The organism is Anaerococcus sp. C0059F3, assembly GCF_056590475.1.
In genome coordinates this window covers 1-14,018 of sequence record NZ_JBWPWE010000020.1, presented here as the reverse complement: position 1 = coordinate 14,018, position 14,018 = coordinate 1, and the positions used below count along the sequence as shown (strand labels likewise).

Sequence of the window (14,018 nt, the reverse complement as noted above, 5' to 3'; positions counted from 1 at the left end):
ACTTTGAACAAGTTTCTCTCTTGCCGACATTTAATACTATAACATCCAAAAAGTTCTTTGTCAAATATTTTTTTAAATTTTTCTTTATCTTTTATTCTTTGATATTTACTTTCTATTTTCCTTCTATTATATGTATCTATTAAATGTATTTTTTGTAATTTCTCAAGGCTTTTTTGATTTCCTGGGTATAGGTATATTAGGAGGCGATTATGAATTCTGAACAATTAAAAAGGATGCAAAACGATAAGGGTTTCATTGCTGCCCTTGATCAGAGTGGCGGGTCTACACCTAAGGCTCTTAAGCTTTATGGTGTGAATGAAGATGCCTATAAGAATGATGAGGAGATGTTTGACCTGGTCCATGAAATGAGAAAGAGGATTATCACTAACCCTGCCTTTAATAGGGATAGGATTCTTGGGGCGATTTTGTTTAAGGTTACTATGAATTCTAAGGTTGGCGATAAGTACACAGCTGATTATCTTTGGGAAGACAAGGGTGTGGTTCCTATTCTTAAGGTTGATGAAGGTTTGGCTGAGGAATTAAACGGCGTCCGCCTTATGAAACCTATGCTTCATCTTGACGAGCTTTTGGAGAATGCAAAAGAGAGACATATATTCGGCACAAAGATGCGTTCTGTTATCTATGAATATAACGAAGAGGGTATCAAGGATATAGTTGACCAACAATTTGACTATGCAATGAGGATTTTCGGGGCTGGTTTTGTGCCTATTATTGAGCCAGAAGTTGATATTCACGCCCAAGATAAAGCAAAAATCGAGGAAATCCTTAATATTTATATGGTTGAAGCCCTTAAGGATATACCAGATGATTATAGGTTTATCTTTAAGCTCACCCTTCCAGAGGAGGCCAACCACTATGACGACCTCTTGGATTATCCACAAACTGTAAGGGTTGTAGCCCTTTCTGGCGGATACTCAAGGGATGAAGCCAACGAGAAATTAAAGGCTAACAAAAATGTCATCGCATCTTTCTCTAGGGCCCTTGCCCAAGGCTTAAATATCAACGACACCGAGGAAGAATTTACCGACAAACTTGATAAGTCTATCGAGGCAATTTACCAGGCAAGTATATAAACCTTACATTTTCGATTTTAGAAATAGGTTTTAAAGCGAATTTGTCGTGAAATTTGCTTGTTAATTAATAAGCGCAATTTTATAAAAAATTGTAAAATCGAACAAAAAAACAAACTCCTAACTGAGTCTTTATCAGCTAGGAGTTTTGTTTTTCTTAATCTTCTTCAGGCTCGTAGTTTACAATAGAAACCATCTTGCCTTCCTTATTTTTTATTTTTCTGATTTTTTTGTCGAAATCTAGTCTTTTCATCCAAATAATTTTATCACATCCCAAGCACCTTAATTTAATGTCTGCCCCTAGCCTTTCGATTTGCCAGAGGTTTTCCCCGCAAGGGTGGCCTTTTTTGAGGGTGATTATATCATTTAACTTGTATTTTTTCATTTCCTATCTCCACTTTTTTCGCCCTGATTTCTCTTTTTTCCATCTCTTCCTTAATTAGGACACGTGCCGCCCTTTGGTAGGCCCATTGGTAGCCGTCCTTGGTGGTTGCAATCATCTTTACAATGTAGACAATCGGCTCAAAAGACGAAATTTCAAAGAATTCAAAACCTTCGACTACCTTGCCCTTAAAGTCGGGATCTTTCTTGAGTTTGCTTGCCACGATTTGAACAATTTCCTTAGCTTCCTCAAGGCTTACCTCGTATGGAAGGGAGAAAGTAACCTGAGCTAGGGCCCTTCCCCTGTTGAAATTCTGGACGTTGGCGATTTTTGAATTTGGGATAATGTGTAGGGAACCGTTGAAATCCCTGATGAGGGTGGTCCTTAGGTTTAATTGTTCAACTGTACCCTCGCAACCTGCTGCTATTACCCAATCTCCGACCCTAATTCTGTCGTCAACCACGATGAAAATCCCCATTATAAAGTCCTGGATAATGGTTTGAGATCCAAAGGCGATGGCGATACCACCTATACCAGCTGTTGCGATTAGGGAAGATGTGTTGATTCCAACAGAATCGAGGATGATATTTATTACTATAAAAATAATGGCAAACTTGATTATCGAATACAAAAGCTTGCTTATTGTCTCAATCTTGGCTGGGTTAGCCATTCTGGAAGACTGGTTTTTGTTTAAAAATTTATCTAGGGCCTTTCTGGCAATTCTTATTAGGATAAAGCCAGCTAAGATGGCAAGGCCAATGGTTATGAGTCTTGAAATCAAGACATTTTTCATAAGACTTTTTACCATCTGGTTTTTTTCAAGGTTTTCAAATACTTGGCTTTCTAAATTTTCCATTTATTCTCCAATCTTTTCTTTAATCTTTACGGCAAGATTTTCGTGAAAGTCGCTTGCTAGGTGGACTCCATCTAGGTAATGGCCGGGGATTTCCTCGGCATCGATATAGTCTTTTCCCAAGGTCTTGATTTTTTCCTTAAGGCTAGCGATCTTCTTATTTATCTCTCCATAAACCGGGTAAAATTCCTCTTCTTCAACTAAGGGTGGGCTTATAACGAGGATTTTCCTTGCCTGACCTAGGTCTACTATACTTTTTAGGTTTTTAAAAACCAAATCAACCGAGTAGCCCAACATAAAGTCATTTGTTCCCCCAAAGATAATCAAAAGGTCGGCAGGGTCTGCGATCATAATGTAGTCTTCGTATCTGGCTAGCATTTCCCCACTTGTAAACCCATTTCTGCCAAGGTTTACAACATCAAAACCCGCCTTACTTAGAAAGCGGGTGTATGATCTGTTTTCGACGAGAAAGCCTTCTGTGAAGGAATCTCCCAAACATATTATTTTCATTATTTGACCTTTTTAAGGGCAAGGGCAGTCCTACAAGGAATATAAATCTTGATTCCGTCGTAGTCTGTGCCCGGAAGTTTTTCTGTGTCGTAGACAACTCCATGGCTAATCCTGTCAAAACCGCCAAACCTTGCCTCGTCTGTGTCCATGACTACCTTAAATTCTCCAATGTCGTGGATTGGTAGGTGGAAGGACTCGTAGGAATTGGTTGGGTGGAAGTTGAAAAGATAAACTATATCCTTGTTTCTAAAGGCTATAATTTTCCTGTCATTATCTAACCAGAGCCTATAGGTTTCGTTGCCTAATTGGTGGTTTTCCTTGGCAAAATTTATCATCGCCTCATCAAAATCTGCCAAAAACTTGTATTTCAAATGATCTGCATCTCTAAGTGACCATTGGCGGCGGGCATAGTGGTAAGAATAACCATTGCCTTCCCTTGGAAAATCAATCCATTCAGGGTGGCCAAATTCATTGCCCATAAAGTTTAGGTAGCCATCAGCTCCTTCTGAGATTGTAATCCACCTAATCATCTTGTGGAGAGCTATGGCGCGATCTATCTCAAAGTTGTGGATGTCAATGGCCATAGAATCGTACATCTCAGCGTCAGCTAGCTGGAAGATTGTGGTTTTTGAACCAACTAGGGCCTGGTCGTGGCTTTCTACATAGCCAATTCTCTTTTCGTTTGGCCTGTGGGTTGTAAGTTCATACCACATATTTGAAAGATCCCAATCGTGGTCATCTCTCTTCAAAGTTCTCTCCCAGAAATCTGGCATACCCATGGCAAGCCTGTAATCAAAGCCGATTCCGCCTTGGCTAACAGGTAGGCACATGCCAGGCATACCTGACATATCCTCTGCAATGGTGATGGCCTTTGGTTTGATCTCTCTGATGAGTTCGTTTGCCATTTGCAAATAATTTAGGGCATCTATGTCTGTATTCATAGAAAAATATTTTGCGTAAGAATCGAAGGCCTCTCCACGGCCATGGTCCTTGTAGATCATGGATGTGACCCCATCAAACCTGAATCCGTCAAAGTGGAATTCTTCTAGCCAATATTTCACATTTGAAAGTAGGAAGTGGACAACTCCACCCTTGTGGTAGTCAAAAAGTTTGGAATCCCAGTCTGGGTGGTTGCCTTCAGGACCTGCGTGGAAAAATTGGTAGTCTGTGCCGTCAAATTCATTGATACCTTCGGCTGTATTTTTAACTGAGTGGGAATGGACTAGGTCCATTATCACATTGAGGCCCATTTCATGGGCTGTATTTATAAGGCTTTTGAGATCTCTTGTCTCTCCATACCAAGAAGAAGGGGCAAAAAAGTTTGCCACTTGGTAACCAAAAGATCCGTAGTAAGGGTGTTCGGCTATAGCCATTAGCTGGACTGTGTTGTAGCCGCCTTTTTTAATCCTTGGAAGAACGTATTTTTCAAATTCCTTGTAGGAAGAGACCTTGCCTTCTTCACCTGCCATGCCTATGTGGGCTTCGTAGATCAAAAGGTCTTTGTTTTGGATTTTGAATTTTTGGTCGGTCCACTCAAAGTCCTTGCGTGGATTTTCTAAAATTGCTGCAAAATCAAAGTCTTCATTCCTTTCCACCCTTGTGGCATAGATTGGAATTCTCTCCATAATCTTTCCACCAGCGTCAACTAGGACTTTTAGGCGGGACTTGTGAGGGATGGTCCTAATGCCTTTTACAAAGATTTCCCAGTCCCCTCCGTTAATCTTTGTTAGGGGATGAGAATGTTTGTCCCAATTGTTAAAGTCTCCTATAAGGTAAAGCCCGTCTGCATTTGGGGCCCATTCCCTATAAATCCAGCCTCCGTCAACCTTGTGAAAGCCGTAGTAGTTGTGAGCGTTGGCAAATTCTTTAAGTGATTTACCACCAGCTAAAAAATTCTTTTTTTGCTCTTCTAGCCTATCCATCCTTAGATTTATGTCGTTTTCATAGTCACTTAAGTAAGGGTCTATATCTAGTATTTCCCATTTTGCCATTGCTGCCTCCTGACTTTTAGTCTTCTTTCTTGCTTTCTACAACTTTTTGTGTAATTTCTTTTGGAACTTCTTCGTATCTTACAAAGTCCATTGAGAATGTTCCCCTAGCTGATGTTTGGCTTCTAAGATCGATGGCGTAGGTAAGGACTTCTGCAAGTGGAGCTTCTGCCTTGATAACTTGGCTGCCGTCTGCTTGTGGTTCCATACCTAAAATCCTACCACGTCTCTTGTTCATATCGCCCATTACATCACCCATGTTTGCATCTGGAACGTTGATTTCTAGACTCATAACAGGTTCTAGAAGGATTGGGTCTGCTTCTTCAATACCCTTCTTGAAGGCAATTCTTGCTGCTGTTTTGAAGGCTTGTTCGTTTGAGTCAACTGGGTGGTAAGAACCATCGTATAGTGTTGCCTTAATACCTGTAACCTTGTAGCCTGCAAGTGGGCCTTCTGCTAGGGATTCTTCAAGACCTTTTTCTACTGCTGGGAAATAGTTCTTTGGCACAGCGCCGCCGAATACTTCTTCATCAAAGACAAAGTCTTCTTCGCTTGGTTCAAACCTGATAAATACGTCACCGTATTGGCCTGCACCACCGGATTGCTTCTTATGCTTACCTTGTACGTCTGATTTTCCCTTGATTGTTTCCCTGTAAGGAATCTTATATTCAATAATTTCTGTATTTACAGAATAGTTGTCTTTTAATTTATCCATCAAAACTTCAAGTTGAACATTGCCAAGGCCTGATAATACTTGTTGGCTGGTTTCTCTGTTCATCTCGTTTGCAAAGGTTGGATCTTCTTCATTTAGTTTTTGTAAAGCTTCTGAAATCTTATCTTCATCCGCACGACTAACTGCCTTAATTGCATAGAATAAAACTGGTTTTGGATACTTAATCTGTTTGTATTCGATTTTGTTTTCCTTAGAGCAGAGTGTATCGCCAGTTTGAGTCTTATCAAGCTTAGCAAAGGCACCTATATCGCCCGCAACAACCTTGTCTGTCTTGATTTGTTCATTGCCCCTGAGGAAGAAAAGTGAAGAAATCTTTTCATCAGAATCCTTAGTTGCGTTATAAAGTTTATCGTCTTTGGAAATGGAACCGCTCACTACCTTGAAGATTGAAATCTTGCCAAGGAATGGGTCTGCAAGGGTCTTGAAAACTACAGCTGAGAATGGTGCATCTTCCTTGGTTTCGAAAGCTTGGTAACCTTCTTTAACCCTAAAACCAATGTTTGCAGATTCGTCATCTATAGATGGCATATATTTGCAAATCACATCTAGAAGTGAAGTTAAACCAATCATCTTTTCTGTAGAACCAGCAATTAGTGGAACAACCTTACCTTGAAGGATGGCCTTAGATAGACCTTCTCTGATTTCTTCTTCAGAGAATTCTTCGCCTTCAAAGAATTTTTCCATTAATTCATCATCAGATTCGGCAACAGCTTCTATAACTTGGTTATAAACTTCTTCTACTTCTGCCACTCTGATTTCTGGGATTTCGAGTTCTTTCTTTTCGTTATTTTCATAAGAATAGGCTTTTTTATCCATAACGTCGATAATGCCTTCGAAGTTCTCGCCTTCGCCGAGCATTAGGGTTAGAGGAATGATTTTCTTGCCAAATTCGATATGAAGGTCAGAAACAACCTTGTTAAAATTAGCGTTTTCCTTATCTAGTTTATTAACGAAAATAACAGATGGGAGGTTAATCTTTTGAGTATACTTCCAATATTTTTCTGTACCAACTTCGATTCCCTTTTCACCGTCTATTACAAAAAGTGCACTTTCACAAGCTCTTAGAGCCTGGAGCACTTCGCCTTCAAAGTCAAAAAATCCTGGAGAATCTATGAAATTTAGTTTGAAATCGTTATACTCTATTGGAATTATTGATGTTTGAAGAGAAATATGTCTTTTCTTTTCTTGTTTTTCGTAGTCAGAAATTGTATTGCCATTTTCTGTCCTACCTTTTTTATCTATAACTCCGGTCTTGAATAAAAGGGCTTCAGTAAGTGATGTTTTACCTGCACCCGAATGCCCTACTAAGGCTAAATTCCTGATCTTAGATGTCTTATAATTTTTCATAATATATCTCCTTCTGGACTTAAATCTATTGTTAATTATTTGTCCATTTTTATATTTATAATAATATTATATAATATTTCGCATAAAATTTCTACCCCTACAAGAAAATGTTTTCACTTGTTGGGAAAATAAAACTCCCCTACCGGGAGTTTATTTTTTAAACTTCCTTTTCAAATAGTCCCACACAGTCAAAGACCTCCTTAATTTGTCATCTGGAAGATATTTGTTAAGGGCTCTTAGGATAGCCTTGTTGTCAGGGCTATTAAAGATAAAATCCCCGTTTTTTTTGGTGTGGATAGCAAAGCGGGTAATCTTTTTCTTAAAAAATACCGATGCTGTCACCATTTTAATTTCTGTGTATGGAATTTGAATAAAATCTCTGACATTTCTTTCGTTGTAATATTCTAGGGCCCTATTACCTACTAGGAGGTCACCATGGCTGGTGAACCCTCCCAGGTAATTTGCCTTAGTTTGGTAGTCGATCTTGGTGTTTTGACTTTCTACCATATTACATAATGTGGAAATATTTCGCAACTATACCTATAGCAAAAAGAGCAAGGATAATTGTGATTGGTGATACGTTTTTCTTTAATAGCTTACAAATACCAAGGGTTAGTAGTAATGGTACAAGGCCTGGTATTAGTGAGTCTAAGTTTTGTTGTAGGGTTGTCACCTTAACTGGGTCAAGCGCTGTAGGTCCTATGGCTGCATATTGTTTTAGGGCCGCTTGGATACCTTCTGCACCTGCTGGTAGGGCTGCCCAATCAATGTAAGAACCTGGTTGTTGGGTTACTTTTGCAACATCAACTGCAAAGTTTACTGACACCCATCTTTGTACTAGGGCACCTATTATGAACATACCAAGGATTGAGGCCATGAGGGTAATCCTACCTAAAAGTCCGCCTGAAAGGTCTTTGGTGATTTGGTTTCCTGCCTTGTAGCCCATTTCTTGGGTCTTCCACTCAAAGATCATCCTGATTGCATTCCAGGCTATGAAGAAAATAAGTGGACCGATGATTGAACCTGTAAGGGCCATAGATGCACCAAGAGCACCTAGGATTGGACGAAGGGTAAACCAGAATACTGGATCCCCTACACCCGCTAGAGGTCCCATCATACCAACCTTTACACCTTGGATAGCTGCATCGTCGATTGGTGTGCCGTTGGCTCTTTCCTCTTCCATAGCGAGGGTTACACCCATAACAGGGCTTGAAACGTAAGGGTGGGTATTGTAGAACTCTAAGTGTCTTTTAAGAGCTTCTACTTGGTCTTCTTTTTTTGGATATAATTCTTTGATAGCTGGGATCATAGAAAATGCCCAACCACCGTTTTGCATTCTTTCGTAGTTCCAAGAACCTTGGAGGAATTGGTGACGCCACCACACTTTTTTACGAGTAGCATCTGAAAGAAGAATTTTTTTGTTATTTACTGTATCTGTCATAGTCACTCCTTAATAATCATTGATTATATCGCCAAGTGGGTCACCAGAACCGGCATTTCCGCCTGGGTTAGATGTAGCAAGGCTCTTTAGGGTCATATAAATTATTGCAAGAACAACGCCTATAACACCTAGAGCAATTAGGGTTAGTTTTTGAATGGCTGCGATTACAAAACCTAGGGCAAAGAATGGCCAGGTTTCTTTTGTACTCATCATGTTGATTACCATCGCATAACCTACTGCTGCTACCATGCCACCGCCTACTGCCATACCGCCTGTTAGCCATTCTGGCATCCTGTTAAGTTGTTCTGTGACAACTGCTGGTGGGATGAAGCAAAGGGCAAGGGCTGGAACTAGGATACGGACACCTTGCATGGCAACTGCTAGCCATGATAGGGTTTCAATCTTTCCAAAGTTAGCATCTTCTGCCGCTGCATCCATACCGTGAACTAATGGAATAGCCAAAGTTCTAGCAAGCATGGTTAGGAAAAGTCCTGCTACTGATAATGGGATAGCAAGGGTGATAGATGTGTTTATAGCATCTGTCGCATTAGCATTACCACCTTCTAGGGCAAGAACCATGATAATAGCTGAAGCTACTGAAGCCAAAGCCGCATCTGGGGCAACTGCTGCACCTACGTTTGCCCAACCGAGGGCAATCATTTGAAGTGATCCGCCAAGTATGATACCTTCCTTAAGATGGCCTGTTACAAGACCGATTAGGGTACAAGCAACAACTGGTTGGTGGAATTGGAATTGGTCCAAAATACCTTCACAACCTGCAAGGAAAGCTACTAGGCCGATTAAAATTATATTAATAAAATTCATTAATCTCTCCTATATATTTAATTCAGATTTCGCTTTTTGAAGAAGGCTATCTAGGTTTTCAGCCCTGTCAGCTGGCACCTTTCTAACATCAAATTTGATGCCCTTAGCCTTTAATTTCTCAAGGGTTTCCACATCTTCAGGGCCCATAGCAAGGGCGTTTGTCACAACAACCTTGCCCTTAGAGTGGGCCATAGAACCGAGGTTGACTTCAGAAAGTTCTCCGCCACCTTCAACGTATTCTAGAACGTCTTGTGGGGTTTCAAATAATAGAAGTGCCTTAGTTAGACCAAAACGTGGGTCCTTGTCAATTTCGTTCATCTTCTTAATTGGAATAACGTGAACCTTAACTCCTGGAGGAGCAGCCTCCATAATCATTGATTTTCTAAGCTCATCGTGGGCAACCTTGTCTGAAACGACGATAATCCTGTCAGGACCAACTGTCTTTGTCCAAGTAGTTGCAACTTGGCCGTGAAGAAGTCTTGTGTCGATTCTAGCAAGGCCGATTTTAATCTTGCCATCGCCAAGAACTGTGCCTTCTGGAATAGTTCCTCCAACAACTTTTTTCTCGACTTCACTATCTGCCGCCTCACTGGCTGCCGCCTTTTTCTCTGCTGGGTTAATTTCCTCAGGTTTTCCCTTAATGCCGTCCTTGGCACTGTTTATAATAACCTTGGCAATCTCGTGAGAAGATTCAACTGTGAATCTTTCAGATAAGGCCTCGATTACCATAGGAAGGTTTAGACCTGCGACAATAGCCCAATTTTCTTCATGGCCGTCAAAAACAGCTGAAGATTGGTTAAAAGGTGTGCCGCCCCAAAGGTCGCATAAAAATAGGATTTGTTCTGAATCGACTTTTTTAATAGCCGCCTCTAGATTTGCCCTAAATTCATCTGGACCCATGGAAGGCTTTAGAACAACTGCTTCAAACTTATCTTGTGGGCCAAAAATCATTTGAGCAGACTCCTTGATCCCCTCTGCAAAAGCCCCATGGCTTGCAAGGATGATTCCTACCATAACATCTCTCCTTTCTTTTTTTCCTGGAAAAACTCCAGTTATTTTGTTTTTTTTTTGCATTCCCGGAATGCAGCTCGATTTTTTTGCATTCCTATGCTAGTTTGATTTGTTTTTATACAATATAAAATTATTTATTAAAATCCAAGATTTTGCATTTTTTATTCTAAAATAGAATATTATCTTTTTTTATTATTTGAAATACCCGTATTTTTAATAGATTTATTTTATTTACTATTTCCCTTCGGAACTTCGTCTTTTAGATAATGATTTTTCTATTCTGAATAGCTTCGTTTAAAGGGGAGCCCCAAGGGACCTTCCGTAGGGTCCCTCATCGGGCTCCCCTTAAACCCCTTCCCGTTACACCCCCGAACGGCTCCTTAGCGGAGGGCGAGAGTAGTAGCTTGCCTTTCGGCAAGCTTTTTTTGTATGGAGGTTCCCTTGTTTGAGTTGGCGATTTTTCGGAGTTTAAAATCTCAAAGCTCCTAAAATTGCAATCTAGTCGGACTTTTTCTTTAGTTTTCGATTTTCCCTCAGCATTTACTAATTATTTCTTTTAGTATTTCTTCAGTGCAATTTTTTACGGAGCTTTGAGATTTTAAAAACTTGGTTTTCCACTCTTTGCCTTCCGGCAAAGTCGCTTGGATTCCAAAACATTTTAAACCCCGCAGCCCTCGTCCCGACCGAAAGCAAGCCCATCGGCTCGGTGAGACAGGGACCTCCTAGTCCAATTTCGGATGAGTTCTACTCATACATTCGTCATTATCTTTATATAAAGATTCCTACAACTTTTTCAAAATACAAGCTTCTTTTCTTATTTAATAATTACAATAAATTTTTCTTTGAAGCTGTTTTTGAAGTTCAAACGAGCTTTATCTTGGATTTTTTATTCAATTTTATCTTGCTTTTCCAACAAATCAGCACTTTTATTATATCACATTAGCACAAAAAACAGAAAATTTTGTGTTGTTTTTCTTATTTTTGCCTTTTTTTCTTAATTTTCGCTGTCGGCTGGGAAGAAGATTCCTGCTTCTATTCTGGCTTGATTTAGGGTTTCGGCTGTGATTAAGGTTATTTCTTTTAGTTTTTCTACCCTGTCCATATCCCTTGTCCTTATGATTTTTTCAAATTCTACAAATTCGTAGTAGAGTCTTGATTTGTCCTCATTTTCGTTGTGGCTTTCATAATCCCCACCTGTTTTTTTAATCTTATAGGATCCAAAGGAACCTAGAGAGTCTGGGATTTCTATAGTCCCGTCTTCACCTTGGATTGAGTTTACTAGGCTTGCTGAGCTGTCCTTGGCCCCGATACAAACAACCTTGAAGTCCTCGTAGTCTAAAAGGCAAATCCCAGATGTATCTATTGACCTCTCTATATTAGGGAAATATCTCACATCTTTTGGCCTCCCAAAAAGGTTTACTACGTAGTCTATATTGTAAACATTTAAGTCCATCAAGGCGCCACCTGCATTTCCCAGTGAAAAAGCTGGGGCTATATCACCAGCTTTGAAACGGTCGTACCTGGATGAATATTTGGAATAGTTAAAGGATACGATTTTAATTTTCCCAAGCTTTGAAATTTCTTCTTTGACTCTCAAAGCATTTGGAATAAAGCGGTTTGACATGGCTTCAAGGACTATCCTTCCCTTGCTTTCCGCCTTTTTGAAAATCCTAAGGGCCTGGTTGACATTGTCAGCAAAAGGCTTTTCGCAGATGATGTCTTTCCCTGCATCAAGAGCCTTATCCATAACCTCATAGTGGAGATTATTTGGCAGAGCCACATAAACCACTTCCACATCTGGATTTGCCAAAAGTTTTTCATAATCTGTGTAATACTCACCTATTCCATACTTCTCCGACAAGTTTTTTAGCTTATCCTCACTCATAGGAGTGGCGGCAATGGCAACTGGGTCAATGCCTTCTATTTCATTTATGAAAGTCAATACTTCCTGGGCGATCATCCCCGCCCCTATAATTCCTAATTTCATAAAACTTCCTTTCTTATATTTATAATATTCTTACCCAATTTTTCCCTTTCTAAATCTTTCGTATGAAATTCATTGTAATTTTGTATAAAAGTAGTATATTTTAAAATATAGGAGAAAGTAAATGCAAAACGAAAAAATTCTGATTTTTAATATACAAAAATTTTCCCTTCACGATGGGCCAGGCATTAGAACTTCAATCTTTCTTAAGGGTTGTCCCTTAAGGTGTAAGTGGTGTTCTAATCCAGAAAGCCAAAATCCCTATGTGAATATATTCTTAAAAGATGAAAACAGAACAAAAATTGATGTAAAAAAAAATGAGCTAAATTTTGACCAAGACGGCTACATAATAGAGGATGATTTATTTTTTGACCTCTTAAAGGCCAATGGTATTGAGGAAAATAGTGTGAAATACGATCAGGTCGGTCGCCCCATGGACCTTGATAGATTGGTAGAAATCGCCATGGAAGATAAGGTCTTTTATGATTCTTCGAAAGGTGGCGTGACCATTTCCGGTGGCGAGCCCTTTATGCAGGCTACTTTACTTGTAGAATTAGTAAAAAAGCTTAAGGCCCAGGGGCTTCATACAGCCATTGAAACCACTCTTTTTACAAATCCAGAAAATGTCTCCAAACTTTACCCTTATCTCGACCTTTTCATAGCCGATTGTAAAAATTGGAATGAAGAAGTCCACCAAATAAAAACTGGAGTCCTAAATAGGATTATCCTAGACAACCTAAGGGATGTGGTCAAAAACGCAAAAGACTACCTAATAAGGATACCAGTAATACCTGATTTTAATTATTCAAAAGAAGATGCCTATGAATTTGCCAAACTCTTTAATGATTTGGGGATAGAAAAGGTCCAACTCCTTCCCTTCCACCAATTTGGCAAGGGCAAGTATGAAAATTACGGGATAAAATACGATTACAGCGATAAAAAAGCCTTAGTTGATGACGACCTTACCGATATGGTGAAAATCCTTGAAGAATCTGGCATCAAGGCTTGGGTATAAACTATTCAAAACTACCAGATTAGCTGGTAGTTTGCACAGCGCCTATAAGGCGCGAATACCGGCACGCCCCTATTGGGGCTCCGAATATTCCATCACATGCACCACTTTCCCAACTACTGCTGAAGCAGTTTTTTTATTTGTTCTTATTTGACTTCCTCTCTCGTAACGGGTCATAGTATTCCTTTATACTTATTTGGTCAGCGTAATAATCTTCTTTTAATTGATTTTGTATATATTCTTTTATTTTCTTTTCATTTCTGCCTGCTGTATCTACATAGTATCCTCTACACCAAAAATTTCTGTTTCAGTATTTATATTTTAGGTTGGCATGTCTATCAAATATTATTAATGAACTTTTTCCTTTTAAATATCCCATTATTTGTGATATTGAATATTTTGGTGGGATTTCTACAAGCATGTGGATATGATCTGGACATAGTTCTACTTCTATTATTTTTATTCCTTTTCTTGAACATAATTCGCGAAGTATACTGCCTATGTCTTTTCTCAATTGCCTGTATATTACTTGTCTTCTATATTTTGGTGCAAAAACTATGTGGTATTTTCATCTTCACTTGGTATGTGATAAACTATTCTTGTCCAAGTTTTAACCTCCTTGTTTAATTGTGCATGTGATTATCACAATTATACTTTAAGGAGGTTTTCTTAGTGCTTGAAGCTAAAGCTAAATTCTTCCACCTGCATAGGAGGTGGTTTTTTGTTTCACTCAATTAAGTGGACAATAAAAACCACCCACTTCATTAAAGTGACCCCACAAAGTTGGACCTAATACCAGAGTTAGAACTAAACTAGCTCTGGTATTTCTTTGTTCTTTCCT

General features: G+C 39.3%; 12 protein-coding genes and 1 pseudogene. 2 read left to right on the top strand and 11 right to left on the bottom strand.

All coding sequences use genetic code 11. The features are described from left to right. Nucleotides 1-209 precede the first annotated feature (209 nt). Nucleotides 210-1,094 (top strand): fructose bisphosphate aldolase, encoded by an 885-nt coding sequence (locus AC1EJ5_RS09810; protein ID WP_479815998.1) that lies wholly within the window; start codon nt 210-212, stop codon nt 1,092-1,094. 154 nt (nt 1,095-1,248) lie between these two features. On the opposite strand, the gene AC1EJ5_RS09805 is transcribed toward AC1EJ5_RS09810, so the two are convergent. From AC1EJ5_RS09805 to AC1EJ5_RS09760, 10 genes are all read right to left on the bottom strand, one after another. Then, nucleotides 1,249-1,476: a DUF951 domain-containing protein gene (locus tag AC1EJ5_RS09805; RefSeq protein ID WP_209774708.1), complete on the bottom strand. Its 228-nt coding sequence runs from the start codon at nt 1,474-1,476 to the stop codon at nt 1,249-1,251. After that, nucleotides 1,454-2,329, bottom strand: a complete 876-nt coding sequence (locus AC1EJ5_RS09800) for a mechanosensitive ion channel family protein (protein WP_479815996.1) — start codon at nt 2,327-2,329, stop codon at nt 1,454-1,456. The genes AC1EJ5_RS09805 and AC1EJ5_RS09800 overlap by 23 nt, the downstream gene beginning before the upstream one ends. Beyond that, on the bottom strand, nt 2,330-2,836 hold the full coding sequence (locus AC1EJ5_RS09795) for a GDSL-type esterase/lipase family protein (RefSeq protein WP_479815994.1): 507 nt from the start codon (nt 2,834-2,836) through the stop codon (nt 2,330-2,332). It abuts the gene before it with no gap. Continuing rightward, nucleotides 2,836-4,827, bottom strand: coding sequence for an alpha-amylase family glycosyl hydrolase (locus AC1EJ5_RS09790; RefSeq protein WP_479815992.1), 1,992 nt, complete (start codon nt 4,825-4,827; stop codon nt 2,836-2,838). Before AC1EJ5_RS09790 ends, AC1EJ5_RS09795 begins: the two co-directional genes overlap by 1 nt. A 16-nt stretch (nt 4,828-4,843) precedes the next feature. Then, nucleotides 4,844-6,904, bottom strand: a complete 2,061-nt coding sequence (gene fusA, locus AC1EJ5_RS09785) for an elongation factor G (RefSeq protein ID WP_223419058.1) — start codon at nt 6,902-6,904, stop codon at nt 4,844-4,846. 150 nt (nt 6,905-7,054) lie between these two features. After that, the gene (locus tag AC1EJ5_RS09780) at nt 7,055-7,411 is read right to left on the bottom strand and encodes a DUF956 family protein (RefSeq protein ID WP_223418898.1); all 357 of its coding nucleotides are present in this window, start codon (nt 7,409-7,411) and stop codon (nt 7,055-7,057) included. A 1-nt stretch (nt 7,412) separates the two neighbouring features. After that, the gene (locus tag AC1EJ5_RS09775; protein WP_308749482.1) at nt 7,413-8,345 is read right to left on the bottom strand and encodes a PTS system mannose/fructose/sorbose family transporter subunit IID; all 933 of its coding nucleotides are present in this window, start codon (nt 8,343-8,345) and stop codon (nt 7,413-7,415) included. Between the two features lie 9 nt (nt 8,346-8,354). Then, nucleotides 8,355-9,170: a PTS mannose/fructose/sorbose transporter subunit IIC gene (locus tag AC1EJ5_RS09770; RefSeq protein WP_479815989.1), complete on the bottom strand. Its 816-nt coding sequence runs from the start codon at nt 9,168-9,170 to the stop codon at nt 8,355-8,357. A 9-nt stretch (nt 9,171-9,179) separates the two neighbouring features. Continuing rightward, nucleotides 9,180-10,184, bottom strand: a complete 1,005-nt coding sequence (locus AC1EJ5_RS09765) for a PTS sugar transporter subunit IIB (protein WP_308749480.1) — start codon at nt 10,182-10,184, stop codon at nt 9,180-9,182. Nucleotides 10,185-11,175: 991 nt separating this feature from the next. Further along, nucleotides 11,176-12,168, bottom strand: a complete 993-nt coding sequence (locus tag AC1EJ5_RS09760; RefSeq protein ID WP_479815987.1) for a Gfo/Idh/MocA family protein — start codon at nt 12,166-12,168, stop codon at nt 11,176-11,178. Nucleotides 12,169-12,289: 121 nt separating this feature from the next. Between AC1EJ5_RS09760 and AC1EJ5_RS09755 the strand changes: the two genes are divergently transcribed. Continuing rightward, nucleotides 12,290-13,180 (top strand): glycyl-radical enzyme activating protein, encoded by an 891-nt coding sequence (locus AC1EJ5_RS09755; RefSeq protein ID WP_479815985.1) that lies wholly within the window; start codon nt 12,290-12,292, stop codon nt 13,178-13,180. A 133-nt stretch (nt 13,181-13,313) separates the two neighbouring features. Here the strand turns inward: AC1EJ5_RS09755 and tnpA are convergent. Then, a pseudogene (gene tnpA, locus AC1EJ5_RS09750) lies at nt 13,314-13,736 on the bottom strand (IS200/IS605 family transposase). Between the last annotated feature and the right edge of the window lie 282 nt (nt 13,737-14,018).

Coding starts and splice junctions, on each gene's coding strand:
- AC1EJ5_RS09810 (WP_479815998.1), top strand. CDS start 210: ATGAATTCTGAACAATTAAAAAGGATGCAAAACGATAAGGGTTTCATT.
- AC1EJ5_RS09805 (WP_209774708.1), bottom strand. CDS start 1,476: ATGAAAAAATACAAGTTAAATGATATAATCACCCTCAAAAAAGGCCAC.
- AC1EJ5_RS09800 (WP_479815996.1), bottom strand. CDS start 2,329: ATGGAAAATTTAGAAAGCCAAGTATTTGAAAACCTTGAAAAAAACCAG.
- AC1EJ5_RS09795 (WP_479815994.1), bottom strand. CDS start 2,836: ATGAAAATAATATGTTTGGGAGATTCCTTCACAGAAGGCTTTCTCGTC.
- AC1EJ5_RS09790 (WP_479815992.1), bottom strand. CDS start 4,827: ATGGCAAAATGGGAAATACTAGATATAGACCCTTACTTAAGTGACTAT.
- fusA (WP_223419058.1), bottom strand. CDS start 6,904: ATGAAAAATTATAAGACATCTAAGATCAGGAATTTAGCCTTAGTAGGG.
- AC1EJ5_RS09780 (WP_223418898.1), bottom strand. CDS start 7,411: ATGGTAGAAAGTCAAAACACCAAGATCGACTACCAAACTAAGGCAAAT.
- AC1EJ5_RS09775 (WP_308749482.1), bottom strand. CDS start 8,345: ATGACAGATACAGTAAATAACAAAAAAATTCTTCTTTCAGATGCTACT.
- AC1EJ5_RS09770 (WP_479815989.1), bottom strand. CDS start 9,170: ATGAATTTTATTAATATAATTTTAATCGGCCTAGTAGCTTTCCTTGCA.
- AC1EJ5_RS09765 (WP_308749480.1), bottom strand. CDS start 10,184: ATGGTAGGAATCATCCTTGCAAGCCATGGGGCTTTTGCAGAGGGGATC.
- AC1EJ5_RS09760 (WP_479815987.1), bottom strand. CDS start 12,168: ATGAAATTAGGAATTATAGGGGCGGGGATGATCGCCCAGGAAGTATTG.
- AC1EJ5_RS09755 (WP_479815985.1), top strand. CDS start 12,290: ATGCAAAACGAAAAAATTCTGATTTTTAATATACAAAAATTTTCCCTT.